This window comes from Paucibacter sediminis (assembly GCF_030254645.1).
In the GTDB taxonomy this organism is placed as follows: Bacteria; Pseudomonadota; Gammaproteobacteria; order Burkholderiales; family Burkholderiaceae_C; genus Paucibacter_B; species Paucibacter_B sediminis.
Genome location: NZ_CP116346.1, coordinates 1704979 through 1728462, shown reverse-complemented (window position 1 = coordinate 1728462; position 23484 = coordinate 1704979). Strand labels below are relative to the sequence as shown.

Genomic DNA, 23484 nt, shown 5'->3' with positions numbered 1-23484 from the left:
GCCCATGCTCACCGGCTTCACCGAGAACCTGCCGCCGCTGAACTACCAGGACGAAACCGGGCCGCAGGGCTTCAGCGTCGAGCTGCTGCGCATGGTGGCACTGCAGGCCAATCTGAAGCTGGAGATTCAGGTGCTGCCCTGGGTGCGCGCCATGCAATCGGCCGAGGCCACACCCAACAGCATCCTGTTCTCGCTCACCCGCACGCCCGAGCGCGAGGCGCTGTTCAAGTGGGTGGGGCCCATCAGCCCGCGCCGCATCGTGGTCTACAAGCTGGCCAGCCGCAGCGAGCTGAGCCTGTCCGAGCTGCGCCAGCTGCAGGGCGCCAAGATCGGCGTGGTGCGTGAATCGGCCACCGCGCGGCAGCTGCTGGCCGAGGGCTTCAAGCCCGGCGAGGAACTCGAATTCGGGCTGGACGACGCCACCAATGTGCGCAAGCTGCTGGCCGGGCGCATGGAGTACGTGATGCTGCTGGACTGGGCCGCGGCCTGGAACCTGCGCCAGCTCAAGCTGCCCTACGCGACCCTGCAGGCGGTGCTGGACTACGACAACAGCAAGTCCTACTGGTACGGCCTGCCGCCCGACACCGACCCGGCCTTGGTGCGGCGTCTGCAGGCCGCGCTGGACGCCACCAAGCGCGATGGGCGCTACGAGCTCTTGAAGCTGCGCTATTTCAGCTGAAGCCGCCTGCAGCAAGCGGGCAAAATCGCGCCCATGCCCGAGGCCCTCCCCGCTCCCGTCAAAGCCAAGTCAGCCCCCCAGAAGGCGATGGAGAAGCTGGGCCTGCTGCGCGACATCGACCTGGCCCTGCATCTGCCGCTGCGCTACGAGGACGAGACGCGCCTGACCCCGATCGCCGAGGCGCGCGATGGCGACACGGTGCAGTGCGAGGGCGAGATCGTCGAATCCCATATCGAGCTGCGCTCGCGCCGCCAGCTGCTGGTGCGCATCGACGACGGCAGCGCCCAGCTGCTGCTGCGCTTTCTGCACTTCTACCCCTCGCACCAGAAGAGCCTGGCGGCCGGCGCCCGGGTGCGCGTGCGCGGCGAGATCCGCGGCGGCTTCTTCGGCCGCGAGATCGTGCACCCCACATTCAAGCTAGTGAACGAGGGCGCGCCGCTTGCGGACTCGCTGACCCCCGTCTATCCCACCAGCGCCGCCCTGCCCCAGGCCTATCTGCGCAAGGCGGTGGGCTCGGCCCTGCAGCGCGCGCCGCTGGAAGAGATCCTGCCCGAGCAGGCGGTACCGCGCCAGCTGCCCGCGCTGCGCGAGGCGCTGATGTTCCTGCACCACCCGCCGCCCCAGGCCAGGTTGTCGATGCTGGAGGACCACAGCCACCCGGCCTGGCAGCGCCTCAAGTTCGAGGAGCTGCTGGCTCAGCAGCTGAGCCAGCTGCAGGCGCAGCGCGAGCGCGCGCGCCTGCGGGCGCCGGCCCTGCGCGGCCGGCGTGGCGGCCTGCACGAGCAGCTGCTGGCCGCACTGCCCTTCACCCTCACCGGCGCACAGCAGCGCGTCTGCGAGGAAATCGCGCAAGACCTGGCACGGCCCCAGCCCATGCACCGCCTGCTGCAGGGCGATGTGGGCTCGGGCAAGACCGTGGTGGCGGCGCTGGCCGCCGCGGTGGCGATGGCGGCCGGCTGGCAATGCGCGCTGATGGCGCCCACCGAGATCCTGGCCGAGCAGCATTTCCGCAAGCTGATAGTCTGGCTCGAGCCGCTGGGCATCACGGTGGCCTGGCTGACCGGCAGCGTCAAGGGCAAGGCGCGCCAGAAGATGCTGGACGCCGCCGCCTCGGGCGCGGCCCAGCTGGTGGTGGGCACGCATGCGGTGATCGAGGACAAGGTGAGCTTCGCCAAGCTGGGTCTGGCCATCATCGACGAGCAGCATCGCTTTGGCGTGGCGCAGCGCCTGGCGCTGCGCAAGAAGCTCGCCAGTCAGGCGCTCGAACCGCATCTGCTGATGATGAGCGCCACCCCCATCCCGCGCACCCTGGCGATGACTTATTTCGCCGACCTGGATGTGTCGACCATCGACGAGCTGCCGCCCGGCCGCACGCCCATCGTCACCAAGGTGTTTGCCGACAGCAAGCGCCTCGAGGTGGTGGCCAAGATCGCCGACGAGGTGGCACGCGGCGCCCAGGTCTACTGGGTCTGCCCGCTGATCGAGGAGTCGGAGACGCTGGACCTGAAGAACGCCACCGAGACGCACGCCGAGCTGAGCGCGGCGCTGGCCGGCAAGAGTGTCGGCCTGCTGCACGGCCGCATGCCACCGGCCGAAAAGGCCGCGGTGATGGCCGAGTTCTCGAGCGGCCGCATGAGCGTGCTGGTTGCCACCACGGTGATCGAGGTGGGCGTGGACGTGCCCAACGCCAGCCTGATGGTGATCGAGCATGCCGAGCGCTTCGGGCTCAGCCAGCTGCACCAGCTGCGCGGGCGGGTGGGCCGCGGCGCGGTGGCCAGCGTCTGCGTGCTGCTCTACACCGGGCCGCTCTCGGACACCGGCAAGTCGCGTCTCAAGGCCATGGCCGAGACCAACGACGGCTTCGAGATCGCGCGCCGCGACCTCGACATCCGCGGCCCCGGCGAGTTCATGGGCGCGCGCCAGAGCGGCGCCGAACTGCTGCGCTTTGCCGACCTGCAGGAAGACTCAGCCCTGCTGCAGGCGGCGCGCCGGCTGGCCCCCGAACTGCTGGACCACCACCCCGCGGCCGCACGCCGCCAGGTGGAGCGCTGGCTGGGCAGCAAGGCGGAGTTCCTCAAGGCGTAGTTCGCACAAACCGGCATGACCAACGCTAGGCCGAGGCGGGCTTCGCTATAGTCCGCGGAACTTTTTCCCACGAAACCCAGCTCATGATGAACCCCCTGTCCTTCCAGCGCCGTGCCGCCCTGTCCTTGATCCTCGGCGCCAGCGCCGCGCTGCTGAGCGCCTGCGGCGGTGGTGGCAGCAGCAGCCCGGCCGATACCTCGGGTTCGGCCGCCGTCATCGTGCTGAAGACCACCGACACCCTGGTGGGCACCGGCGCCACCGCGGCGGCCGGCAAGACGCTGACGGTGCATTACACCGGCTGGCTGTATGACGAGAAGGCCGCCGGTCAGAAGGGCACGAAGTTCGACAGCTCGGTGGACCGCGGCACGCCGTTCACCTTCGTGCTGGGTGCCGGCCAGGTCATCGCGGGCTGGGACCAGGGCTTTGTCGGCATGAAGGTGGGTGGCAAGCGCACCCTGCTGATCCCCAGCGCCCTGGCCTATGGCACGGCGGGCCGCCTGCCCACCATCCCGGGCAACGCCGCCCTGGTGTTCGACGTCGAGCTGCTGGCCGTCAACTGAGCCCCAGGCTCACTTCAAGCGCTGCACCCAGTACACCAGCACCTCCTGGCGCGGCTGGATGTCGGCATCGCTGTAGAAGTAGACCGGCACCGCATTGATGGCCTCCACCGTGGCCATGCCCGAGATGACGCGGCCGAACACCGTGTAGCCGGGCTTGGCCGCGCTCTGGTAGTCCAGGCTCGGGTTGTCCTTGACGTTGATGAAGAACTGGCTGGTGGCGCTGTTGGCATCGCTGCGGCGCGCCATCGCGATCGTGCCGGGCAGATTGCCCAGGCCGTTGTTGGCTTCGCTGACGATGGGGGCATAGGTCGGCGGCTTGAAGCGCATGCCCGGCGCATAGGCACCGCCCTGGATCACGAAGTCGCGGTCGACATGGTGGAACAGGGTATTGGTGTAGAAGCCGTCCGCCACATAACGCAGAAAGTTCGCGACCGTGATCGGCGCGTAGCTGGTATAGAGCTCCAGCACGATCTCGCCGCTGCTCGTGAGCATGCAGACGGTGCTGTACTGGCTCTCGGCCGACTTGGCCAGGCCGGTGGCGCTGCAGCTGTTGGTGGGCGGATTGGGGTTGGGGTTGGGCGTCGGGTACTGCACACCGCCATGCCCATCGTCATGGCCGCCACCACCGCAGGCCGCCAGGCTCAGGGCGGTGGCCAGGGCCAGCAGGCCCGCATAGATAGAACGCATCGCAACTCCCTTGGTTGGGAATTGCAACGCCGGCCCGGCCGCGGGCGTTGACCGGCTGACGTCCTGTTACTTCAGCCGGTCTTCAGAATTCGAGGTTGTCGATCAGGCGCGTGTTGCCGATGCGGGCCGCCGCCAGGGCCACCAGAGGCTGGCCCTCCTGGGCCGGGCCCAGGTCGTGCTGGCGGCGCAGCGTCACGTAGTCGGGCTGCCAGCCATGCGCGCGCAGGGCCTGCATGGCATCGGCTTCCATCGCCTCGAGATCGCGCGCGCCGGCCTGCCAGCGCGCGATCAGCGCCTTCAGGGTGGCGCAGAGGTGCAGGGCCTCGGCCCGTTCGGCATCGCTCAGGTAACCGTTGCGCGAGGACAGCGCCAGGCCCTCGGCGCTGCGCGAGGTCTCGCCCGCCAGGATGGTGATGGGCAAGGCCAGCTGCTGCACCATGCGGCGCAGCACCATCAGCTGCTGGTAGTCCTTCTTGCCGAACACCGCCACGCGCGGTTGCACGATGTTGAAGAGCTTGGCCACCACGGTGCACACGCCGACGAAGAAGCCGGGGCGGAAGTGGCCTTCCAGGATGTCGGCCAGCTCGGCGGGCGGATGCACCTTGTAGCCCTGCGGCTCAGGGTAGAGCTCGAGCTCGTCGGGGGCGAACACGAGCTCGCAGCCCGCGCTTTCGAGCAGCTCGCAATCGCGCGCCAGCGTGCGCGGGTAGCGGTCGAAATCCTCGTGCGGCGCGAACTGCAGGCGGTTCACGAAGATGCTGGCCACCACCGGCGCCTCAGGCCCCACCGCGGCGCGCGCTTGGCGCACCAGCGAGAGATGGCCCTCGTGCAGATTGCCCATGGTGGGCACAAAGCCGGTGCCCGTGCTGCCGGCCAGGGCGGCGCGCAGTTCGGCGATGGTGTGGATGACTTGCAGTGCCATGTCAGTAGCCGTGGAGATCGTCTTGCGGGAAGGTCTGAGCCTTCACCTCCGAGACATAGCGGCGCACCGCGTCCTGCACCGAGGAGGCGCCCTGCATGAAGTTCTTGACGAAGCGCGGGCGGCGGCCGGGCGTCACGTCCAGCATGTCGTGCAGCACCAGCACCTGGCCCGAGCAGCCCACGCCGGCGCCGATGCCGATCACCGGGATGGCCAGGCTTTGCGTCAGCTCGGCGGCCAGCGCGGCCGGGATCATCTCGATCACCAGCATCTGCGCGCCGGCGTCGGCCAGCTCCTGTGCATGTTTTTTCAGCAGCGCGGCCGAGGCCTCGTCGCGCCCCTGCACCTTGTAGCCGCCCAGGGCGGTGACGGTCTGCGGCGTGAAGCCCAGGTGGGCGCAGACGGGAATGCCACGCTCCACCAGATAGCGCACCACCGGCGCGGTCCAGCCGCCACCTTCCAGCTTCACCATATGGGCGCCGGCCTTCACCAGCGCGGCGGCGCTCTTCCAGGCCTCGGCGGTGCTGGCCTGGTAGCTGTCGAAGGGCAGGTCGCCGATGATCCAGGCGCTCTTGCGGCCGCGTGCCACGCAGCGCGTGTGATAGACCATCTCCTCCAGCGTCACCGGCACGGTGCTGCTCTGGCCCTGCAGCACATTGCCGAGCGAATCGCCGATCAGCAGCACGTCCACGCCGGCTTCGTCCAGCAGGGTCGCGAAGGCGGCGTCGTAGCAGGTCAGCATGGCGATCTTGTCGCCGCTGGCATGCATGTCCAGCAGGCGCTGGAGGCTCATCGGTTTGCGCTCGGTGTTCATGATGGCTGCTGCTCGAAGGTCAAGGGCGAGCGCAGTGTAGCGGGCCGATGCGGGTTTGCACCAAGCCGGGGACAATGTAGGCTCGCACCCCTAGGAGGCCCCACCGCATGACGCTCACCGAGCTGCGCTACATCGTCGCCGTCGCGCGCGAACGTCACTTCGGCCGCGCCGCCGAGGCCTGCTTCGTCTCGCAACCCACGCTTTCGGTGGCGATCAAGAAGCTCGAGGAAGAGCTGGACGTGAAGATCTTCGAGCGCGGTGCCGCCGAGGTCTCGGTGACGCCGCTGGGCGAAGACATCGTGCGCCAGGCGCAATCGGTGATCGAGCAGGCCAGTGCCATCAAGGAGATCGCCAAGCGCGGCAAGGACCCGCTGGCCGGCGCGCTGCGCCTGGGCATCATCTACACCATCGGCCCCTATCTGCTGCCCGAGCTGGTCAAGCACACCATCGAGCAGTACCCGCAGATGCCGCTGATGCTGCAGGAGAACTTCACCGTCAAGCTGCTGGAGATGCTGCGCACCGGCGAGCTGGACTGCGCCATCATGGCCGAGCCCTTCCCCGACACCGGCCTGGCGATCGCGCCGCTCTATGACGAACCCTTCGTGGTCGCCGTGCCTGCCCCCCACCCCTTTGCGCAGCGCCAGAGCGTCAGCACCCAGGAGCTGAAGAACGAGACCATGCTGCTGCTGGGCACCGGCCACTGCTTCCGCGACCATGTGCTGGAGGTCTGCCCGGAGTTCGCGCGCTTCTCCTCCGATGCCGAGGGCATACGCAAGAGCTTCGAGGGCAGCTCGCTGGAAACCATCAAGCACATGGTGGCCTCGGGCATGGGCGTGACGGTGGTGCCCTCTTTAAGCGTGCCGCGCGACCCCACGCCGCATCTGCGCTTCGTGCCCTTCGAGGACCCCGTGCCCACGCGTCGCGTGGTGCTGGCCTGGCGCCGCACCTTCACGCGCTACGAGGCGATCGCGGCGCTGCGCAACGCCATCTATGCCTGCAAGCTGGATGGGGTGACCAGGCTTTCGTAGCAAGAAGCGGGTGGCCGCTGGCGCCGCGTGCCTTCAGACTGTCTCCATGATGCAAGACGCCACCCCCCCCGATCTCCGCTTCGAGCGCGTGCGCCAGGCCATCCAGCAGCTGGCCGCGGCGCCCGAGGCGCTCTCGCTGCAGGCACTGGCCGATGCCGCCGGGCTCAGCCCCTTCCACTTCCAGCGCAGCTTCGTCAGCATGGCGGGGGTCACGCCCAAGGAGTTTGCCCAGGCGCTGGCGCTGGCGCGTGCCAAGCAGAGCCTGCTGCGCGCCGAGTCGGTGCTGGAGGCGGCGCTGGCCGCCGGGCTCTCGGGGCCCTCGCGCCTGCACGACCTGTTTCTGAGCCTGGAGGGCCTGACGCCGGGCGAGTTCAAGCAGGCCGGGCGCGGCCTGGACGTGCAGTGGACGGCGCTGGACTCGGTGCTGGGCCCGGTCTGGCTGGCCAGCACCGCGCGCGGCGTGCTGCGCATGGCCTTCATGCGCGAGGCCTCCAGCGCCGCGCTGCTGGACGAGGCGCGCACGCTGCTGCCCGAGGCGCGCTGGCACGAGGCCGCGCAGCCCCTGCGCCCGCTGGCCACCGAGGTGCAGCGCCGCCTCGCCGGCCTCAAGCCCCAGCACCCGATCGGCCTGCTGCTCAGCGGCACGCCGCTGCGGCTCAAGGTCTGGGAGGCGCTCTTGCGCATCCCCGAGGGCCAGGTCCTGTCCTATACCCAGCTGGCGCGGCTGGCCGGTGCGCCGCAGGCGGTGCGCGCGGTGGCCAGCTGCGTGGCCGCCAACCCGATCGCCTACCTGATCCCCTGCCACCGGGTGATACGCGCGAATGCCGATTTCGGCGAATACCGCTGGGGGCCGGAGACCAAGCGTGCGCTCCTGGGGCTGGAGCTGGCGCGGCACGCCTCCTGAGCGTTTCTTAGATGCCACCCTCCTGCCCGAACACGGTCTTGCGCGCGGTGGGCAGCCATTCGTCGATATTGCGGCTGGTGGCGATCAGCACCGGCACCAGGATCTGCTTGGCCGGCGGCTTGCCAGCCCGGCCCGCCAGCAAAGCCTCGGCAGCGCGCTGGCCCATCAGGTAGGGCTGCTGCATGCCCACGGCCACCAGCGCCTTGCTCTTGAGCAGATCGACGAACTCCGGGATGCCGTCGAAGGAGCCCACCAGCAGCTCGGCGCTGCGCCGGGCGTCGCGCACCGCCTGCAGGGCCCCCAGCGTGGGCTGGTCCACCTCGACGAACAGGCCCCGCAGCTTGGGGAAGGCGGCCAGCATCTCTCGCACGAAGCCGTAGGTCTCCTCGGTCGAATAACTCTTCATCTGGCGCAGCACCACCTCCTTGCCAAAGCCGGCCTCGCGCATGGCATCGCGGAAGCCGTTGGTGCGGTCCTGGCCGTTCTTGCGGTCCAGCGCGATCGTGCACAGGCCGTACTGTCCGCCCCGCCAGCCGCGTTCGCCCATGGCGCGCGCCATCGCCTCGCCCACCCCGTAGGCGCCCTTGTAGTTGTCGGACTTGATGTAGGACAGGTAGTCGCCACCATTGCTGCCGATGTCGGCCACCACCGCGGGCACCTTGGCGCGGCTCGCCAAGTCCAGCACCGCCACCGCCGATTTGCTGCTGGTGGGCGAGAGCACAAGGCCGGCGGCGCCGCGCGCCAGCACGCTGCTGGCATGGGCCAGCTGCAATTCGTCACTGTTGCGGCTGTCCAGCGCCTCGAAGCTCATGCCGGCGGTCTCGACCACCGCCTGCACGCCGCGGCCCAGGGTGCGCCAGAACGGCAGATCCAGGCCCGGCGTCAGATAGGCCACCAAGGGCGCGGGTGCGAGCTGCGCCGCCACCGGCCAGCCGCCCGCAAGCAGGGGCAAGCCGGCAAACCGGCGCAGACAGCGGCGCCGCGACAAGATGCATGTGTAGGGCATGAGCTTGACCTCCGCGATGTCCTCAGGGCCGGGCCGCGATCGGCACCGCGTCCGCCACGTCGGCGCCGGGCGCATGGCGCGGCAGCGTCATGCGCAGCGTGGTGCCTTCGCCGGGCTGGCTGACAATGCGTATCTTGCCACCCAGCACGCCGGTGACGATGTTGAATGCGATGTGCAGGCCCAGGCCGGAACCGCCATGGCCCAGCTTGGTGGTGAAGAAGGGCTCGAACACATGTGTCAGATGCTCGGCCGGTATGCCGCAGCCGTCGTCGCTGACCCAGAGCTCGACGCAGCCGCTCTCCAGGCCGCGCGCGCCGATGCGTATCAGCCCGGCATCGCGGCCCTCGAAGGCATGCAGCACGGCGTTGTTGATGAGGTTGGTCAGCACCTGGCCGAGCGGCCCCGGGAAGCTGTACATCTCCAGGTCCTGCGGCAGTTCGGCCTGCAGCAGGAAGGGCGTCTTGCGCAGCGAGGGCTGCAGCGTCAGGCAGATCTCGCTCACCACCTCGTGCAGCAGGAAGCGCCGCCGCTGCGAGCTCTCGCGGTCCACCGCCACCTGCTTGAAGCTGGTGATCAGGTCGCCGGCACGGCCCAGGTTGCGCAGCACGATGTCGGCCGCGGCATGCACCTCGCCCACATAGGCATGCAGGGCCTGCCGCGTGAGCGGATGCGCCAGCTTGGCCTCCATGTCCCGGGTGACGTCCTGGATGGTGCTGGCCGCCAGCAGGCCGTTGCCGATAGGCGTGTTCAGCTCATGCGCGACGCCCGCCACCAGGGCGCCCAGCGCCGCCAGCTTTTCGCTCGACACCAGCTCGCCCTGCATCTGGTGGAGCACATCGACGCTGTGCTGCAGCTCGGCATTGGCATGCCGGAGCGCATCGTCGCGCTCGATCAGGCGCGCGCGCATCTGGTCCATGGCATAGAGCAGGCTGCCGTGGTCGGCGGGCCGCAGCCGGATCACCGAGTGCAGGTCGCCGGCGGCGATGCGGCGCGCGATGTCGGCCGCGTACTCGGGTTCGCCGCCCAGCCGGTGCAGCAGCGAGCGCGTGATCGCCACCGTCACCAGCACGCTCAGCAGCAGCGCCAGCCCGGCCAGCGCGACGATCAGCCGGCGCGCATCCAGATAGGCCTGCTCCACCTGGCGGCTCGCCGCCAGCATCTGCGCGCCCTGGTGCTGGTTGAACTGCTCGAGCAGCGCGAAGTAGTCGGTCTGGTAGCCATGCAGGTCGACGATGAGCAGGTTGCGCGCCTCGCCCAGCCGATGCTGGTTCAGCAGGCCGATGAAGTCCTCCTGGTTGATGCTGTAGGCCGAGTGCACGACCTGCATGCGCCGCAGCAGCTCGCGGCCCAGCGGGTCGCTGACGCGCTCCCCCAGCGTGGCGAGCGCGACCTGCATGCGCTGCTGGGCGGCCGCGATCTCGGCCTGGGCCTGCGCAAGCTGGGCGTCCTCGTTGAAGATCAGCGCATTGCGCATCGCGCGCGCGGCAATGCCCAGCTGGCTGTTGACCTCGCTGATCAGCACCGTCTTGGGATATTCCTGCTGCAGGGCCTGCCGGGTGGTCTCGCTGAGCGCCCCGAGCTTCAGCACCGCCGCGCCGCTCAGCGCCACCAGCAGCACGATGATGGCGCCATAGCTCAGCGCCAGGCGCTGGCCGATGCCCGCGCGCCCGTGGCCACGCCACGAACCAAGCCTCGTCAGACTGTGTCTCATCGGTATGCGGATGAAATGGCGGTCGGCCACCCGCCCGGCAGGGGCGGGGCCGCCTGGGACACAGTCTACGGCCGCGGCAACGCCTCAGCGCAGCTGCGCCAGCGTGGCCGCCGCCATGCCCATCAGCAGGGCCCCCACCCCGCCGGCCAGCCAGCGCTGAGTAGCAGCGCCACCGCCGGCGCGCTGGCCGCGCAAGGCGCCCAGGCTGGCCAGCAGCACCGCGCCATAGACGACGATCTGGTTGGCCGCGATGATCAGCGTGAGCCAGAGCGCCTGCGCCAGCGGCGCGCGCTCCGGGCTGCGCAGAAAAGCCGGGAACACCGCCAGCATGAAGGCATAGGCCTTGGGGTTGAGCAGGCAGTTGGCCATGCCGCTGAAAAACACCCGACCCGGCGCCTGCGCCTGCGCCTTCACGGCCGCGGCCGGCGGGGCGCCGGCCGGCGCGGCCACCATCCAGGCCGAACGCAGCATCTGCCAGCCGATCCAACCCAGGTAGAGCGAACCCGCCACCAGCATGAGCGCAAAGGCACCGGGCAAGAGCATCAGCAGGGCTGCGAGGCCGCTGAGGTTGAGCAGCACATGCACCACCCCGCCGGCCACGATGCCGGCCAGCGCCAGCAGGCCGCCGCGCCAGCCCGACTGCAGGGCATGGCCGGCCACATAGGCCATGTCCATGCCGGGCAGCACGATGATGCCCAGGGTGAGCAGAAAAAACATCCAGAGACTGTGGCTGGCATCCATGGCCGGCTCCCTTGTGGTTGACTTCAAGGCTCGCAGTCTAGAAAGCAAATAGGACAGAATCGGCCCTGTATCGACCACCGAGCACCATGAGCAAACCCACCGGCCGTGTCCTTGCCCTGCTGGAGCTGCTGCAGTCGCGCGTGCGCCTGCCCGGCAGCGAGCTGGCCGAGCGGCTCGGCGTGGACCAGCGCACCGTGCGCCGCTACATCGCCCAGCTGGTGGAACTGGGCCTGCCGATCCAGGCCGGGCGTGGCCGCGATGGCGGCTATGCGCTGGCGGCCGGCCACAAGCTGCCGCCCATGATGTTCAGCGCCGAAGAGGCGCTCGCGCTCACGATGGGCTTGCGCGCGGCGCGCGAGCTGGGCCTGCACGGCATCCTGCCGGCCATCAGCAGCAGCGAGGCCAAGCTGGAGCGCGTCATGCCGACGGCGCTGCGCAAGCGCGTCGCGGGCATCGCCTCGGTGGTGGCCCTCGACCTCAAGACGCCCAAGCAGCGCGCCGCCAGCCCCGAGCTGCTGGCGCTGAGCACCGCCGCGCGCGCCCAGCAGCGCGTGCGCCTGCAGTATCTGGATCTGCACCGGCAGGCCAGCACGCGCGAGCTCGATGTCTACGGCCTGGCCTACCGGGGCGGCGCCTGGTATGCGGTGGGCTATTGCCAGCTACGCCAGGACGTGCGCTCGTTCCGGCTCGACCGCGTGCAGGCCGTCGAGGCCCTGCCGGTGAGCTTCGGCCGCCCGGCGGATTTCGATGTGCTGGGCTATCTGACTCACGCCATCGCCACGCTGCCGCGCAACCACGCGGTGGAGGCCCTGCTGCACACCGATCTGGCCACGGCGCGGCGCGCCCTCTATGCCGAAATGGGCGTGCTGGAGCCCTGCCGCGGCGGCGTGCGCCTGCGCGCCCAGGCCGACGATCTGGCGTCGATGGCGCGCGACTTCGCCCAGCTGCCCTTCGGCTTCAGCATCGTCAAGCCCGCGGCGCTGCGCCGCGCCATCGCCGCCCATGCCCAGGCCTTGTTGACGCACATGCAATAAGTCATGCGTAGTCACCCGAAGTCGGGTAAATGCGCCCCCTTGAACCAAGGGGTGCGCTCCCGCCGCGGCATGAGCTAACGCCTACATTGCCACCCTCAATAAGACCAACCGTCAGGAGAGGGATCAAAGATGAAGAAGCAAGTATTGGGCGCCGTGGCTGCGGCCGCCCTGGCGCTGTGCGCCGGCCAGGCGCAGGCCCTGAACATCGTGCTGTGGGATACCAGCGGCAGCTTCGGCAAGGCGCCGCATGGCGCCGAGGCGCTGTTCGCCTTCCAGAAGGCCGCCAACTACTGGAACAAGACGCTCACCAACGACGTCACCGTCAACATCCAGATCTCCTTCGACGCCCTGGCCCCCGGCGTGCTGGGCTCCACCGGCAGCGCCAGCCAGGTGGTGGCCGTGACCGACGCCTACGCGCGCCTGGCCGCCACCAAGACCAGCGCGCTGGACAATATCGCCGTGGCGAATCTGTCGGCGCTCTCGGCCAGCGGCGGCCTGACGGTGCGCATGAACAACTACCACGACGTGGCCAACAAGATCGGCGTCGCCGCCGATGCCACCCGCCTGGTCACCGGCAATCTGGACAGCACCCGCTACCTGGACGTCAACCAGTCGGTCGTGAAGGCCCTGGGCCTGACCAGCCTGACCGGCCCGGCCCAGCAGTTCGACGCCAATATCAAGTTCAGCTCGAACTTCGGTTTCGACTTCAACCCCAGCAACGGCATCGACGTGGGCAAGTACGACTTCACCGCCGTCGCCATCCATGAGCTGGGCCATGCGCTGGGCTTCGTCAGCGGCACCGACACCTTCGACATCCTGGCCCATGGCAAGGGCCCGCTGGCCGCCAACTTCGAGGCCGGCAACTACGGCGACAAGAACACCGACGGCTGGGCCATCGGCAGCACGCTGGACCTGTTCCGCTATGGCAATGCGCTGAACGGCAGCAGCCTGGCGCTGCAATGGTCGGCCGCGCCCAACCGCGCGGCCTTCTTCTCGATCGACGGCAAGCATGTGTTCAACCTGCCCGACGTGGATCAGGAAGCCGGCTTCTTCTCGACCGGCCGCTACAACGGCGACGGCCAACAGGCCTCGCACTGGAAGGACAACCTCGGCGCCATCGATCCCGACACCGGCGGCGCCTGCCTGTTCGAGACGCGCGCCGTCGGCATCATGGACCCGACCTCCTCGCCCTGCCACCAGGGCGCGATCACGCAGAACGACATCGCCGCCTTCGACGCGATGGGCTGGAACACCAGCTTCGACGTGCTGGCCAATGGCAGGTACAGCATCAACAGCAGCGGCGCCTTCGCCCTCGACGGCCTGGCCGCCGCGGTGCCCGAGCCCGCCACCTGGGCGCAGCTGCTGCTGGGCTTCGGCCTGATCGGCGGCTTCCTGCGCGCACGCCGCCAGGGTGGCGACGCCGCCTGAGCGCGGCAAGGCCGGCGGGGCGGCCGCGATCGGTTAGGCTTTCAAGCCCTGAACGAACCGTGGAGCCCCGCATGGCCAAGACATCCGCCACCCTTGCCGCGCTGCTGCTGTTGGGGCTTGGCGGCGCACGTGCTGCGCCCGTCGCCGAGCCCAGCCGCGCCGAGCTGACGCGCCAGGTCGAGGCGCTGGACCAGGCCTTCTTCGGCGCCTTCAACCAATGCCGGATCGAACAGCTGGCCGGCCTGGTGGCCGAAGACCTGGAGTTCTTCCACGACAAGACCGGGCTGATGCGTTCGCGCCAGGCCTTTCTGGACAGCGTGCGCAAGAACGTCTGCCAGCGCTTCCGGCGCGAGCCGCTGCCGGGCACCATGACGGTGTTCCCGCTGGAGGGCTTTGGCGCCATCCAGATGGGCGAGCACAAGTTCTGCTCGCTGGACAGCGGCCGCTGCGAGGGCAAGGGCCGCTATGTGCATGTCTGGCACCGCCTCGACGAGGGGCGCTGGGAGCTGATGCGGGTGCTCAGCTACGAGCACCTGCCGTTGTCCGAGTGACGTTGCGGCTCAGAGTACCGACAGCAGGCCGATGATGCCCAGCGTCAGCGCCGCCAGCGCGTCGCCGGCGATCAGGCCGCCGCCCACCAGCGAGGTGGAACTCATGTCCGCGGGCAGCTCGTCCTCGCCCGCCGCCGGCTTGGGCGCGACCGTGTTGATGAAGCTGGAGATCACCCCGCCGCCGGCAAACCAGGCCGAGGTGCTGAGGTTGACGAAGCCGCCGAAGGACGAGGCATAGGGGCTGGGCAGCAGCACCGCATCGAGCACGAAATCCGCAGCGAAGGCGCCCTTGCTGCTGCGCGCCCAGCGCTTGTAGCCGGCGTGGCCCCAGATCAGCTTGCGCAGCAGCTCGGTCACCAGGCCGATCGCCACGCCGATCCAGATCGCATCGGTCTGGTAGGGCTCGGGGTCGGTGAGGCTGCGCAGCGCGCCGACGAATTTGTAGGTCATCGCCGAGGTCCACTGCGCCGGGGCCTGCTCGGCGCTCATGGCGGTCTGGTCCAGATTCAGCACCGGGTAGGCCGACATGAAGAGCTTGGCGATCACCACCGCCAGGATCGCGCCCAGCAGCAGGCCGGCCACCTGAAAGCGGAACTGCAGCGCGCGGTTGGAGCCGAGGCGCCAGCCGGTCGAGCGGTCCTGCTGCATATCGCCCGCCACGCTGGACGAGACGAACACCACCATCGCCGCCAGCAGGCCCAGCATCGGGTCCTTGAGGCCGAGGCTGGCCAGTATCAGCACCGTCACCACAAAGGCCGAGGAGATCGGGTTCTGATCGGTCAGGCCCAGCGAGATGCCGTTGACGATGGCAAACACATAGACCAGGCCCACCGCCAGCAACATATAGCCCAGCGGCTCGTGGAAGAAGTTCACGCCGCAGAACACCGTGGCCGCGGTCCACACCGCGACCCAGGCAAGCAGGCGCGGGGTACTCGCGCGCGGTCCGGTGCGCTGCTCCTCGGGCACCTCGGTCTGCACGGCATTGACGTCGCGCAGGCGGCGCGCGGCGCGCCAGAAGATCAGCGTCAGGTCGACGATGGCGGCGCCCAGGATCAGGCCCAGCGCGATCAGGAAGGCGATCTTGCGGAAGGGCTCGCCGGCCTTGAGCCAGCCGATGCTGATGAAGTAGGGCCCCAGGGCCCAGAACACCAGACCGCCCACGATGGCCGGAATGCCCACGCGCGCGCCCACGATCAGGCCGGCGCCAAAGGTCGAGGCCGAGAGCTCGACGGCCTCCAGCAGCGGGATCTTGGCCGCCGCGAACCCCGTACCCAGGCCCGCGGCCATGCCGCCGAACAGGCGCGAGACCGAGCGCTTCAGCAGCACCGGGTCGGTCAGCGCGCGCAGGATGTTGGCCACCGCCAGCCCGGAGGGGAAGGTCAGCTGCATGCGCTCCACCAGGATCGGCGTGTAGAGCATGCCGATGCCGGCGGCCATCATGCCGATGCAAAGCATGTAGGTGACGAGCTGCCAGTTGGGCACCGGCGGCATGCCCATCCAGGTCATGGCCTGGATCAGCGTGCTCATCGCCATCATGCCGGCCACCGAGGCGGCGGTGGTCTGGATGTAGTTGGCGCCATGCTTGCCCTCGGAACCGTAGCCGTAGGTGACCACCGAACCGAGGATGCCCGCCAGCACCTGGCCGCCGACGAAGAAACCGATCGAGAAGTTCATGAAGGCCGCGGTGATGCCGCCCAGCGGGCCCAGCACCAGCATGCCGATGGCGCCAAGCAGGGCGTAATAGCGCCAGCTGCCGACGCGCGGCAGCCAGGCCCAGCGGCGCGTGTCCGGCACCGAGCTCACAGAAATGGAGGACATGGAGGAAAGGCCCAACGTAAGATGGCGCGGACTGTAGCCCCCGGGCCACCATCGCACCATGAGTGAGATCACCCCCACCCCCACGCCGCATCCCACCCGGATCGCCATCCTCACCTTCGACGGCTTCAACGAGCTCGACAGCTTCGTCGCCCTGGGTCTGCTGAACCGCCTGAAGGCCCAGGGCTTCAGCGCCGAGCTGTGCGGCCCCGGCCATGCGGTGACCTCGATGAACGGCGTCACGGTGCAGTTGCAGCGCCCGCTGGAATGGGCCAACGAGGCCGAGGTGGTGCTGTTCGGCTCCGGCATCTACACCCGCGCCATCGCCGAGAACTCGACCCTGCTCGATCGCCTGCAGCTCGACCCGGTGAAGCAGCTGATCGGCGCCCAATGCTCGGGCACCCTGCTGCTGGCGCGCCTGGGCCTGCTGGGCGACATGCCCGCCTGCACCGACCTGATCACCAAGCCCTGGGTCGTCGCGGCCGGCGCCCGCGTGCTGGACGAGCCCTTCCACGCGCGCGGCCCCATTGCCACCGCGGGTGGCTGCCTGGCCTCCCAATACCTCGCCACCTGGGTGATGCTGAGACGCGCCGGTGAGGCCGCCGCACGCGAGGCCCTGCACTATGTGGCGCCGGTGGGCGAGAAAGAGTCCTATGTGGAACGGCTGCTGGCGCAGGTGGCGCGGTATTCCGCCTAGGCGCGTTCGATGCGGCAGGCGTAGCAGCCATGGCCGGTGAAGCGCGCCAGCACAAAGGCCACCTCGGCGCGTGACAGCAGGCTTTGCAGATGCGCCTCGGCCTCGGCCGCCGCGACCACCGCCCCCTCCAGGATGCGCTCGGCGGCCGAATAGGCGCGCAGCAGGAAGCTCGGGCTTAGGTAGGGGTGCTCGCCGGCGAGCGGCAGTCGATCCAGGCCCTGCACCGGCTCTGCATCATCGGACGGGTCGGCCAACAGGAACACCGGCCCGTACTCGCGATAAGGGCCGGCCTGCTCGAAGGGGCAATAGCTGGCCAGCAGCAAGGCCTCGCCGGGGCGCGCGCGGCGCAAGGCATCGCGACAGGGCTCGCCGCCTTCGGCAATGTGGCGTTCCACCGGCTGGTTCAGATCGTCCAGGCCCGCGGCGCGGGCGCGTTGCACGAAGCCCGCACGGATGGGGGTGATGAGGTAGGGAATGGGCTGCATGGGTTGATGGTCTTGGCGGGTACAGGCGGCCATGCTAGGCAACAGCGCCGGCAACGGCCACCCGGTTCTTGCCATGTCTGGTCGCGGCAGAGACTGGCAAGGGACGGGGGCTTGGTGCGAAGATGCGCAAGGCTGTGCAAACCAGCCACGATTGGAGACATGACGATGACTGACTCGCCGTTGGAACCCGTGAGCATGGACCGGGTCAAGGACCTGGTGAGCGATCTGCGGGACGCCAAGCCCGCCATCTACCTGATCGATCTGCTGCTCAGCGCCGGCGTGGGTTGGGCGCTATTTGCCTATGCGGTGATGGGCGCGGGCTGGGTCGGCCGGCTGCTGGCGTTCGCCGGCGCCGCGTTGCTGCTTTTCCGGGCACTCGCCTTCATTCACGAGATCTTCCACCAGCAGGCCATGACGGGTTTCCGGCTGCTGTGGCATGCGCTGGCCGGCGTTCCGCTGCTGATTCCCTTCCTGCTCTATCTGCCCATCCACCAGGCACACCACAATGCCAAGACCTATGGCACGCCCCAGGATGGCGAGTACGAGCAGTTTCTGGGCCGTTGCCGGGAAATGTCGACCAAGCTCTATGCGCTGAACGTCGCGCTGCCCCTGGCCCTGCTGCTGCGCTTCGCCTTGCTGACGCCCCTGTCCCTGGTGTTCCCCAAGGTGCGCCAGGAGGTGATACCCAACTTCGTCCACATGGCCCTGCGCATGCCCTACCGCGCACCCGACATCAAGGAAAGCGCGCGCCCCGAAGCGATGCGGGTGGAGTTCTTCTGCGCCGCCTTCGGATGGGGCTTGATCGCCCTGGCGCTGACGGGGCATGGGGCGCTGCTGAGCTGGTGGGCGACGCTGGTCATCGCCATCGCCACGCTCAACACGGTGCGGGCGCTGTGCGCCACGCACCTGTATGTGGAGCAGGCCGGCGGGCGCGGCGCGCGCGGCCAGATGCTGGATTCGCTCAACATCGACAACGCCGGCTTGCTGACACAGCTGCTCTGTCCGGTGGGGCTGCGCTTTCATGCCCTCCACCATGTCGCCCCATATCTGCCGTATCACGCCCTGGCGGAGGCCCATCGGCGCCTGATGGCCGCGTTGCCGCCAGGCTCCGAATACCACTGGGTCAGCGTGCCCAGCCTGGGTGCCGGCATGCGCCGCCTGAGCGAGGCGACCGAGGGAATCGGGCCCGGCGGCGAGCACTGAGCCCGGCGCGACAGCAGGCACGCGGGGCCGCCAGCGGCCCGCCCCCCACCCGCTGCGATAATCCGCCCCTTCCCCTGACACGCGCGCCGCCCATGAGGCTTGGCCGCGCCGACCGAGCCCATATGTCCGCCGACCAGCCGTCCCCCGTCGTTCCGCGCATCGAATCCGAAGTGCGCCGCCGCCGCACCTTCGCCATCATTTCCCACCCCGACGCGGGCAAGACCACGCTCACCGAGAAGCTGCTGCTGTTCTCGGGCGCGATCCAGATCGCCGGCTCGGTGAAGGCGCGCAAGGCCTCGCGGCATGCGACCTCGGACTGGATGGAGATCGAAAAGCAGCGCGGCATTTCGGTGGCCTCGTCGGTGATGCAGATGGAGTACCGCGACTGCGTCATCAACCTGCTCGACACCCCGGGCCACCAGGACTTCTCGGAAGACACTTACCGCGTGCTGACCGCCGTCGATGCGGCGCTGATGGTGATCGACGCGGCCAATGGTGTGGAGCCGCAGACGCGCCGCCTGCTGCAGGTCTGCCGCGCGCGCAACACCCCCATCCTCACCTTCGTCAACAAGATGGACCGCGAGGTGCAAGAGCCGCTGGCGCTGATGGACGAGATCGAGCGCGAGCTGGGCATGACGGTCGTGCCCTTCACCTGGCCGGTGGGCATGGGCAAGCAATTCCATGGCGTGATGGACCTGCGCCAGCAGCGCATGCGCGTGTTCGCCCCCGGCGAGGACCGCGTGGCCGGCACCGAGGAGGTGCTGGACGGCCTGGACAACCCCGCCTATGCCGAGCGCTTCGGCATGCAGTACGAGAACGCCCAGGGCGAGATCGAGCTGGTGCGCGAGGCCGCACCCGAGTTCAATCTGGAAGACTTCCTCACCGGCCAGCAGACACCGATGTTCTTCGGCTCGGCGGTCAACAACTTCGGCGTGCAGGAAATCCTCGACGCGCTGGTGGAACTGGCGCCCGCCCCCTCCGACCGCCCCGCCATGCAGCGCGTGGTCAAGCCCGAGGAGCCCAAGTTCAGCGGTGTGGTGTTCAAGATCCAGGCCAATATGGACCCGGCGCACCGCGACCGCATCGCCTTCCTGCGCGTGGCCTCGGGCCACTTCGAGCGCGGCATGCGGCTGAAGGTGGTGCGCAGCGGCAAGGAGCTGCGCCCCAACACGGTGGTGAGCTTCCTCTCGCAGCGCCGCGAGCTGCTGGACGAGGCCTTTGCCGGCGACATCATCGGCATCCCCAACCACGGCGTGCTGCAGCTGGGCGACACCATCACCGAGGGCGAGGCCCTGCAGTTCACCGGCCTGCCCTTCTTCGCGCCGGAAATGTTCCGCTCGGTGGAAGTGGCCGACCCGCTCAAGACCAAGCAGCTGCGCGCCGGCCTCACCCAGCTGGGCGAGGAAGGCGCGATCCAGGTGTTCCGCCCGATCGCCGGCAGCGTGCTGCTGCTCGGTGCGGTGGGCCAGCTGCAGTTCGAGGTGGTGGCGCACCGCCTGGAGCATGAGTACGGCGTGAAGGCGCGCATCGCGCCCAGCCGCTTCCAGGTGGCGCGCTGGGTCACCTGCGACGACGAGGCCGAGCTCAAGCGCTTCATCGCCGCCAACGACCACCGCATGGCCTACGACGCGGTGGACGCGCCCACCGTGCTGGTGGAATACGCGCCCGAGCTGCGCGCGATCGAGAGTAACTGGCCCAAGATCAAGTTCCACGCGCTGCGCGAGCACGCCGGCCTGGTGTTCCAGCAGCGCCTGGATGGGTGACGGATGGCGGGCCGGCCGGGCCGTGGCAGAGTCGGGGCTTCCCTGCTGAAAGCCCGACGATGAGCACCCTCACCACCGCCCGCCTGCGCCTCGAGCCCGTCAACGAAACCCATCTCGAGGGCCTGTACGCCCTCAACAGCCTGCCCGAGGTGATGCGCTACATCACCGGCAAGCCCGACAGCCGCGAGGACACCGTGGCCATGATCGAGCGCATCCAGCAGCGCTGGGCCCAGTTCGGCTTCGGCTGGTGGGCCTTCATCGAAATCAGCAGCGGCGAAGTCATCGGCATGGGCTGCGTACAGCACCTGGCGCGCGACCCGGCCAACCCGCTGGAACTCGGCTGGCGCCTGCATCCGAAGCACTGGCACCGGGGCTATGCCTCGGAGGCCGCCAAGCGCATGGCCGCCTTTGCCTTCGATGAGCTGCAGGTGCCGCTGCTGTGCGCCGTCTGCCACCACGAGAACAAGGCCTCGGCCACGGTGATGCAGCGCCTGGGCATGGTCTACAAGGGCGAGGAGCGCTGGTACGAGATGGATTGCAGCGTCTACCAGATCACGCGCGACGACTGGTCGCTGCACTCGGCCAGCTAAGACCGGCGGTTCACGATCGGGCGCGCCGCCACCTCGGGCTGCAGCATCGCGATCTCGGCGCCCAGGCGCTGCGCCAGCGCGGCGTTCAGGTGCTGGCCATGGTGCTCCAGCGTGGCCTGCGCCAGCTTGATGATGCGGCCGTTCAGGCTGCGCACGGCCAGCGCTACCAGGGCACGCAGGGTCAGCTCGGGCTGGCGGTTCACCAGATGGCCCATCGCCTCGCGCGCCTGCTCGTTGATGGCCGCGGCGCTTTCGCGCACCAGCTCCTGCATGGCCGGCAGGCGCGCCGCCGCCAGCTCCAGCAAGCGGGTGCGCTGGTGCGAGACGCTGAAGCGCTGCGTCGCGCGGGCCGCCCAGTCCATCGCGCCGGGCAGGGCCTGGGTGCCGGCGGCGCGCGCCATCAGCTGGATCAGGCAGGCGCCCATCTCGAAGCTGCACTCGGGCCGGGCCAGCTGGGCCGCCAGCTCGGCCAGCCCGGCCGACGCCGCCTCCGCCTGGCGCAGCTGCAGCGCCAGCACCACGTCCAGCGCCTTCATCAGCATGCGCAGGCGCGCGCTGTCGGGATGGAGGGTGAGCGCCTCCTGCAGGAATTTGTGCGCGCGCTCGATGTCGGCCAGCCCCTGCTTGCCGCCCACGTCCAGGCTGGCCACGGCCAGCGCCACCACGCCCTGGTAGTCGAGCGCGCGCGAATGCGCGCCGATGTCCAGCGCCGCGCCCAGGTGCTCGGCCGCCGCGCCGCTGTCGCCCAGATAGAGCTGCAGCGAGCCCAGCTTCTGCAGGCGCGAGACATTGCCGGGCGAGATCTGCACCGCCTTGCCAAACACCTCGGCGGCGGCCTCGAAATCCATCTTCTCCAGCAGCGCCCGGCCATAGACGTCGTAGGCATCGACATAGGCCGGGTTCTCGGCCAGCAGGGTCTCCAGCGAGCGGCAGGCCTGCTCGGGATCGGCGCCCTCCAGCGCGATCCTGGCCAGGCCCAGGCGCGCCCAGGGCACGGCCTTGTGCGCCAGCAGCGACTCCAGCATGCGCCTTGCGGCCTCCAGTTCCTTGAGCCGCAGATACAGCTCCGAGCCGATGCGGGCCGCGTAGACCTTGTAGGGCCCGCCCTCGCGGAACATGCGCTCGCAGCGCTCGGCCGCGCCGGCGTAATCGCCCGCATCGATGGCCTGGAACACCTCTTTGAACGCGGCCTTGCGCTCCAGCACGATGCGCAGGCGCTCCTCGAACTGGCCGCTGGTGATGGGCTTGAGCAGGTAGTCGTCCAGCGCCCCCTCCAGCGCCGCGGCCACCTGCGGGTGGCGCGCCTCGTCGGTCACCATGATGAAGGCGGTCTGCATCGGCAGGCCCTTGGACTGGCGCAGCTCGTCCAGCAGGTCCTGCCCGCTCAGGTCATGCGCCGCTTGGCGCGAGAAGTGGAACTCGCTGAGGATGATGTCGTAGGGCTGCAGCGCCGCCTTGATCATGCGGCGCGCCTCCTCGGGCCGGCGCGCCGCCTGCACCGCGGGGATGCCCAGGTCGCGCAGCATGCGGCTCAGCACCGAGCGCAGCAGCTCGCTCTCGTCGATGATGAGGGCGCTGAGCCGGCCAAGCTCCAGGCCGCCGGCCCGCGCCGCGGGCGAAAGAAAGGGGTTGGATGCCACGAGTGAAGTCCTTGCAGACGCAAGGATAGGGCCGATTCCACCCCTCAGTTCACGGCTTGATGCTGTAGTTGGCCGGCAGCCAGATGTAGCCCTTGCCATCGGGCCGCAGACGGCCGATGCCGGGGAAGGCGACATGGGTGAAGGCCAGGTACTCGCCATTGCCTGCCGCCTCAGCATAGGTCTTCTGGCGCTGCGGCATGGCGGCGCTGGAATCGCTGTCGAAGCTGATCGTCACCGTGGGGTCGGCGAACTGCACCGCGGCCACATGCATGAGGTCGCCGCCGAAGACCATCTTCTGGCCCTTGCTCTCTGCCACGTACACGGTGTGGCCCGGCGTGTGGCCGTAGGCCGGCCGGGCGCTCACGCCCGGCACCAGCTCGACGGCGCCGTCAAAGGGTTTGAGCCGGCCTGCCTCGGCATAGGGCTTGGTGGCCGCCTGCGCACCCTTGAAGCCACCTTGCGCGGCGGCCGGCGCCTGGGCCATCTGCTCGGCGCTGAGCCAGTAGTCGGCCTCGCGCTTGTCCATGCGCACCACGGCGTTCGGGAAGGCCGGCTTGCCGTCCAGCATCAGCCCGCTGACATGGTCGCCGTGCATATGGGTGATGTAGACCTCGTCCACCTGCTCGGGCTGGTAGCCCGCAGCCTTCAGATTGGCCAGCAGGCGTCCCGCCGATGGCCCCCAGGCGCCGGCCGTGCCGGTATCCACCAGCACCAGCTTGCCGCCGGTGTTGATCAGGAAGCCGTTGACCGAGGTCTCCAGCGGCGTGCCCAGGTAGGCATGCTGCAGGGCGCGCAAGACCTGACCCGGCTGGTTTTCCTTCAGCAGCTTGTCCACCGGCAGGTCCAGGGTGCCGTCGTTGAGCGCGGTGATCTCGAAGTCTCCCAGCATCATGCGGTAGTAGCCGGGCGCCTGGCTCTTGACCTGGGGCGCGGCCGCCTGTACACCAGCGGTGGCCAGCGCCAGGGCCAGCACGGCAAGACGAGACATGGAGGACATGGTGATCTCCTTTGGGTTGCAAGTGGCGGGCAGGATAGCAATCCTGCCGCATCCTTGTGCAGCCCCAGGTTTTCATGGATTCATTCATGTCGCCCAGGTGTCAGGCCACCCCGGGCAAACCCTTGCGCAATGCTACGTAAAGGTAGG

At 69.1% G+C, this 23484-nt stretch carries 22 protein-coding genes; 12 read left to right on the top strand and 10 right to left on the bottom strand.

All coding sequences use genetic code 11. The annotated features are described in order from the left end of the window. Nucleotides 1-4 precede the first annotated feature (4 nt). The 3 genes from PFX98_RS07815 (at nucleotide 5) to PFX98_RS07805 (ending at nucleotide 3324) form a co-directional block, all read left to right on the top strand. The gene (locus PFX98_RS07815) at nucleotides 5-679 is read left to right on the top strand and encodes a substrate-binding periplasmic protein (protein ID WP_285234624.1); all 675 of its coding nucleotides are present in this window, start codon (nucleotides 5-7) and stop codon (nucleotides 677-679) included. Between the two features lie 33 nt (nucleotides 680-712). Further along, nucleotides 713-2764: an ATP-dependent DNA helicase RecG gene (recG, locus tag PFX98_RS07810; RefSeq protein WP_285234623.1), complete on the top strand. Its 2052-nt coding sequence runs from the start codon at nucleotides 713-715 to the stop codon at nucleotides 2762-2764. Nucleotides 2765-2979: 215 nt separating this feature from the next. Further along, the gene (locus tag PFX98_RS07805) at nucleotides 2980-3324 is read left to right on the top strand and encodes an FKBP-type peptidyl-prolyl cis-trans isomerase (protein WP_285235555.1); all 345 of its coding nucleotides are present in this window, start codon (nucleotides 2980-2982) and stop codon (nucleotides 3322-3324) included. Nucleotides 3325-3333: 9 nt separating this feature from the next. On the opposite strand, the gene PFX98_RS07800 is transcribed toward PFX98_RS07805, so the two are convergent. The 3 genes from PFX98_RS07800 to panB all read right to left on the bottom strand — a co-directional run bounded on the left by PFX98_RS07800 (nucleotide 3334) and on the right by panB (nucleotide 5744). Next, on the bottom strand, nucleotides 3334-4011 hold the full coding sequence (locus PFX98_RS07800; RefSeq protein ID WP_285234622.1) for a peptidylprolyl isomerase: 678 nt from the start codon (nucleotides 4009-4011) through the stop codon (nucleotides 3334-3336). Nucleotides 4012-4093: 82 nt separating this feature from the next. Continuing rightward, a complete protein-coding gene (panC, locus tag PFX98_RS07795) occupies nucleotides 4094-4927 on the bottom strand; it encodes a pantoate--beta-alanine ligase (RefSeq protein WP_285235554.1) in 834 nt (277 codons plus the stop codon). A gap of 7 nt (nucleotides 4928-4934) precedes the next feature. Beyond that, on the bottom strand, nucleotides 4935-5744 hold the full coding sequence (panB, locus tag PFX98_RS07790; RefSeq protein WP_285234621.1) for a 3-methyl-2-oxobutanoate hydroxymethyltransferase: 810 nt from the start codon (nucleotides 5742-5744) through the stop codon (nucleotides 4935-4937). A 107-nt stretch (nucleotides 5745-5851) separates the two neighbouring features. On the opposite strand from panB, the gene PFX98_RS07785 reads away from it, so the two are divergent. Both PFX98_RS07785 and PFX98_RS07780 read left to right on the top strand, forming a co-directional pair. Next, nucleotides 5852-6772 (top strand): hydrogen peroxide-inducible genes activator, encoded by a 921-nt coding sequence (locus PFX98_RS07785; protein ID WP_285234620.1) that lies wholly within the window; start codon nucleotides 5852-5854, stop codon nucleotides 6770-6772. A gap of 46 nt (nucleotides 6773-6818) precedes the next feature. Beyond that, nucleotides 6819-7676 (top strand): methylated-DNA--[protein]-cysteine S-methyltransferase, encoded by an 858-nt coding sequence (locus PFX98_RS07780; protein WP_285234619.1) that lies wholly within the window; start codon nucleotides 6819-6821, stop codon nucleotides 7674-7676. A 7-nt stretch (nucleotides 7677-7683) separates the two neighbouring features. On the opposite strand, the gene PFX98_RS07775 is transcribed toward PFX98_RS07780, so the two are convergent. The 3 genes from PFX98_RS07775 to PFX98_RS07765 all read right to left on the bottom strand — a co-directional run bounded on the left by PFX98_RS07775 (nucleotide 7684) and on the right by PFX98_RS07765 (nucleotide 11134). Beyond that, nucleotides 7684-8628 (bottom strand): substrate-binding domain-containing protein, encoded by a 945-nt coding sequence (locus PFX98_RS07775; protein WP_285234618.1) that lies wholly within the window; start codon nucleotides 8626-8628, stop codon nucleotides 7684-7686. Nucleotides 8629-8704: 76 nt separating this feature from the next. Then, nucleotides 8705-10393, bottom strand: coding sequence for an ATP-binding protein (locus PFX98_RS07770; protein WP_285234617.1), 1689 nt, complete (start codon nucleotides 10391-10393; stop codon nucleotides 8705-8707). An 84-nt stretch (nucleotides 10394-10477) separates the two neighbouring features. After that, nucleotides 10478-11134: a LysE family translocator gene (locus PFX98_RS07765; protein ID WP_285234616.1), complete on the bottom strand. Its 657-nt coding sequence runs from the start codon at nucleotides 11132-11134 to the stop codon at nucleotides 10478-10480. 86 nt (nucleotides 11135-11220) lie between these two features. Between PFX98_RS07765 and PFX98_RS07760 the strand changes: the two genes are divergently transcribed. The 3 genes from PFX98_RS07760 (at nucleotide 11221) to PFX98_RS07750 (ending at nucleotide 14147) form a co-directional block, all read left to right on the top strand. Further along, entirely contained in the window at nucleotides 11221-12168 is a 948-nt protein-coding gene (locus PFX98_RS07760; protein ID WP_285234615.1) for a helix-turn-helix transcriptional regulator, read from the top strand. A 129-nt stretch (nucleotides 12169-12297) separates the two neighbouring features. Continuing rightward, complete coding sequence (locus tag PFX98_RS07755) at nucleotides 12298-13596, top strand: NF038122 family metalloprotease (protein ID WP_285234614.1); 1299 nt, start codon at nucleotides 12298-12300, stop codon at nucleotides 13594-13596. Nucleotides 13597-13667: 71 nt separating this feature from the next. Continuing rightward, nucleotides 13668-14147 (top strand): nuclear transport factor 2 family protein, encoded by a 480-nt coding sequence (locus tag PFX98_RS07750; RefSeq protein WP_285234613.1) that lies wholly within the window; start codon nucleotides 13668-13670, stop codon nucleotides 14145-14147. 9 nt (nucleotides 14148-14156) lie between these two features. Here PFX98_RS07750 and PFX98_RS07745 read toward each other — a convergent pair whose 3' ends face one another. Further along, nucleotides 14157-15965 carry an OPT/YSL family transporter gene (locus PFX98_RS07745; protein ID WP_285234612.1) on the bottom strand — a complete coding sequence of 603 codons (1809 nt, stop codon included), beginning with the start codon at nucleotides 15963-15965 and terminating at the stop codon, nucleotides 14157-14159. Nucleotides 15966-16023: 58 nt separating this feature from the next. On the opposite strand from PFX98_RS07745, the gene PFX98_RS07740 reads away from it, so the two are divergent. Beyond that, entirely contained in the window at nucleotides 16024-16659 is a 636-nt protein-coding gene (locus PFX98_RS07740; protein WP_285234611.1) for a DJ-1/PfpI family protein, read from the top strand. On the opposite strand, the gene PFX98_RS07735 is transcribed toward PFX98_RS07740, so the two are convergent. Further along, nucleotides 16656-17144 carry a DUF1203 domain-containing protein gene (locus PFX98_RS07735; RefSeq protein ID WP_285234610.1) on the bottom strand — a complete coding sequence of 163 codons (489 nt, stop codon included), beginning with the start codon at nucleotides 17142-17144 and terminating at the stop codon, nucleotides 16656-16658. The genes PFX98_RS07740 and PFX98_RS07735 overlap by 4 nt on opposite strands. A gap of 159 nt (nucleotides 17145-17303) precedes the next feature. On the opposite strand from PFX98_RS07735, the gene PFX98_RS07730 reads away from it, so the two are divergent. The 3 genes from PFX98_RS07730 (at nucleotide 17304) to PFX98_RS07720 (ending at nucleotide 20700) form a co-directional block, all read left to right on the top strand. Then, nucleotides 17304-18347, top strand: coding sequence for a fatty acid desaturase (locus PFX98_RS07730; RefSeq protein ID WP_285234609.1), 1044 nt, complete (start codon nucleotides 17304-17306; stop codon nucleotides 18345-18347). A 122-nt stretch (nucleotides 18348-18469) separates the two neighbouring features. Further along, on the top strand, nucleotides 18470-20110 hold the full coding sequence (locus tag PFX98_RS07725; protein WP_285234608.1) for a peptide chain release factor 3: 1641 nt from the start codon (nucleotides 18470-18472) through the stop codon (nucleotides 20108-20110). Between the two features lie 59 nt (nucleotides 20111-20169). Then, the gene (locus PFX98_RS07720) at nucleotides 20170-20700 is read left to right on the top strand and encodes a GNAT family N-acetyltransferase (protein ID WP_285234607.1); all 531 of its coding nucleotides are present in this window, start codon (nucleotides 20170-20172) and stop codon (nucleotides 20698-20700) included. Here PFX98_RS07720 and PFX98_RS07715 read toward each other — a convergent pair. Further along, nucleotides 20697-22340: a response regulator gene (locus PFX98_RS07715; RefSeq protein ID WP_285234606.1), complete on the bottom strand. Its 1644-nt coding sequence runs from the start codon at nucleotides 22338-22340 to the stop codon at nucleotides 20697-20699. The genes PFX98_RS07720 and PFX98_RS07715 overlap by 4 nt on opposite strands. Nucleotides 22341-22389: 49 nt before the next feature. Next, nucleotides 22390-23337 (bottom strand): MBL fold metallo-hydrolase, encoded by a 948-nt coding sequence (locus tag PFX98_RS07710; protein ID WP_285234605.1) that lies wholly within the window; start codon nucleotides 23335-23337, stop codon nucleotides 22390-22392. Nucleotides 23338-23484 lie beyond the last annotated feature (147 nt).

What these genes read in the sequence shown, in the direction of transcription:
- PFX98_RS07815 (WP_285234624.1), top strand. Translation starts at nt 5, where the DNA reads ATGCTCACCGGCTTCACCGAGAACCTGCCGCCGCTGAACTACCAGGAC.
- recG (WP_285234623.1), top strand. Translation starts at nt 713, where the DNA reads ATGCCCGAGGCCCTCCCCGCTCCCGTCAAAGCCAAGTCAGCCCCCCAG.
- PFX98_RS07800 (WP_285234622.1), bottom strand. Translation starts at nt 4,011, where the DNA reads ATGCGTTCTATCTATGCGGGCCTGCTGGCCCTGGCCACCGCCCTGAGC.
- panB (WP_285234621.1), bottom strand. Translation starts at nt 5,744, where the DNA reads ATGAACACCGAGCGCAAACCGATGAGCCTCCAGCGCCTGCTGGACATG.
- PFX98_RS07785 (WP_285234620.1), top strand. Translation starts at nt 5,852, where the DNA reads ATGACGCTCACCGAGCTGCGCTACATCGTCGCCGTCGCGCGCGAACGT.
- PFX98_RS07780 (WP_285234619.1), top strand. Translation starts at nt 6,819, where the DNA reads ATGATGCAAGACGCCACCCCCCCCGATCTCCGCTTCGAGCGCGTGCGC.
- PFX98_RS07770 (WP_285234617.1), bottom strand. Translation starts at nt 10,393, where the DNA reads ATGAGACACAGTCTGACGAGGCTTGGTTCGTGGCGTGGCCACGGGCGC.
- PFX98_RS07765 (WP_285234616.1), bottom strand. Translation starts at nt 11,134, where the DNA reads ATGGATGCCAGCCACAGTCTCTGGATGTTTTTTCTGCTCACCCTGGGC.
- PFX98_RS07760 (WP_285234615.1), top strand. Translation starts at nt 11,221, where the DNA reads ATGAGCAAACCCACCGGCCGTGTCCTTGCCCTGCTGGAGCTGCTGCAG.
- PFX98_RS07755 (WP_285234614.1), top strand. Translation starts at nt 12,298, where the DNA reads ATGAAGAAGCAAGTATTGGGCGCCGTGGCTGCGGCCGCCCTGGCGCTG.
- PFX98_RS07750 (WP_285234613.1), top strand. Translation starts at nt 13,668, where the DNA reads ATGGCCAAGACATCCGCCACCCTTGCCGCGCTGCTGCTGTTGGGGCTT.
- PFX98_RS07745 (WP_285234612.1), bottom strand. Translation starts at nt 15,965, where the DNA reads ATGTCCTCCATTTCTGTGAGCTCGGTGCCGGACACGCGCCGCTGGGCC.
- PFX98_RS07740 (WP_285234611.1), top strand. Translation starts at nt 16,024, where the DNA reads ATGAGTGAGATCACCCCCACCCCCACGCCGCATCCCACCCGGATCGCC.
- PFX98_RS07735 (WP_285234610.1), bottom strand. Translation starts at nt 17,144, where the DNA reads ATGCAGCCCATTCCCTACCTCATCACCCCCATCCGTGCGGGCTTCGTG.
- PFX98_RS07730 (WP_285234609.1), top strand. Translation starts at nt 17,304, where the DNA reads ATGACGATGACTGACTCGCCGTTGGAACCCGTGAGCATGGACCGGGTC.
- PFX98_RS07725 (WP_285234608.1), top strand. Translation starts at nt 18,470, where the DNA reads ATGTCCGCCGACCAGCCGTCCCCCGTCGTTCCGCGCATCGAATCCGAA.
- PFX98_RS07720 (WP_285234607.1), top strand. Translation starts at nt 20,170, where the DNA reads ATGAGCACCCTCACCACCGCCCGCCTGCGCCTCGAGCCCGTCAACGAA.
- PFX98_RS07710 (WP_285234605.1), bottom strand. Translation starts at nt 23,337, where the DNA reads ATGTCCTCCATGTCTCGTCTTGCCGTGCTGGCCCTGGCGCTGGCCACC.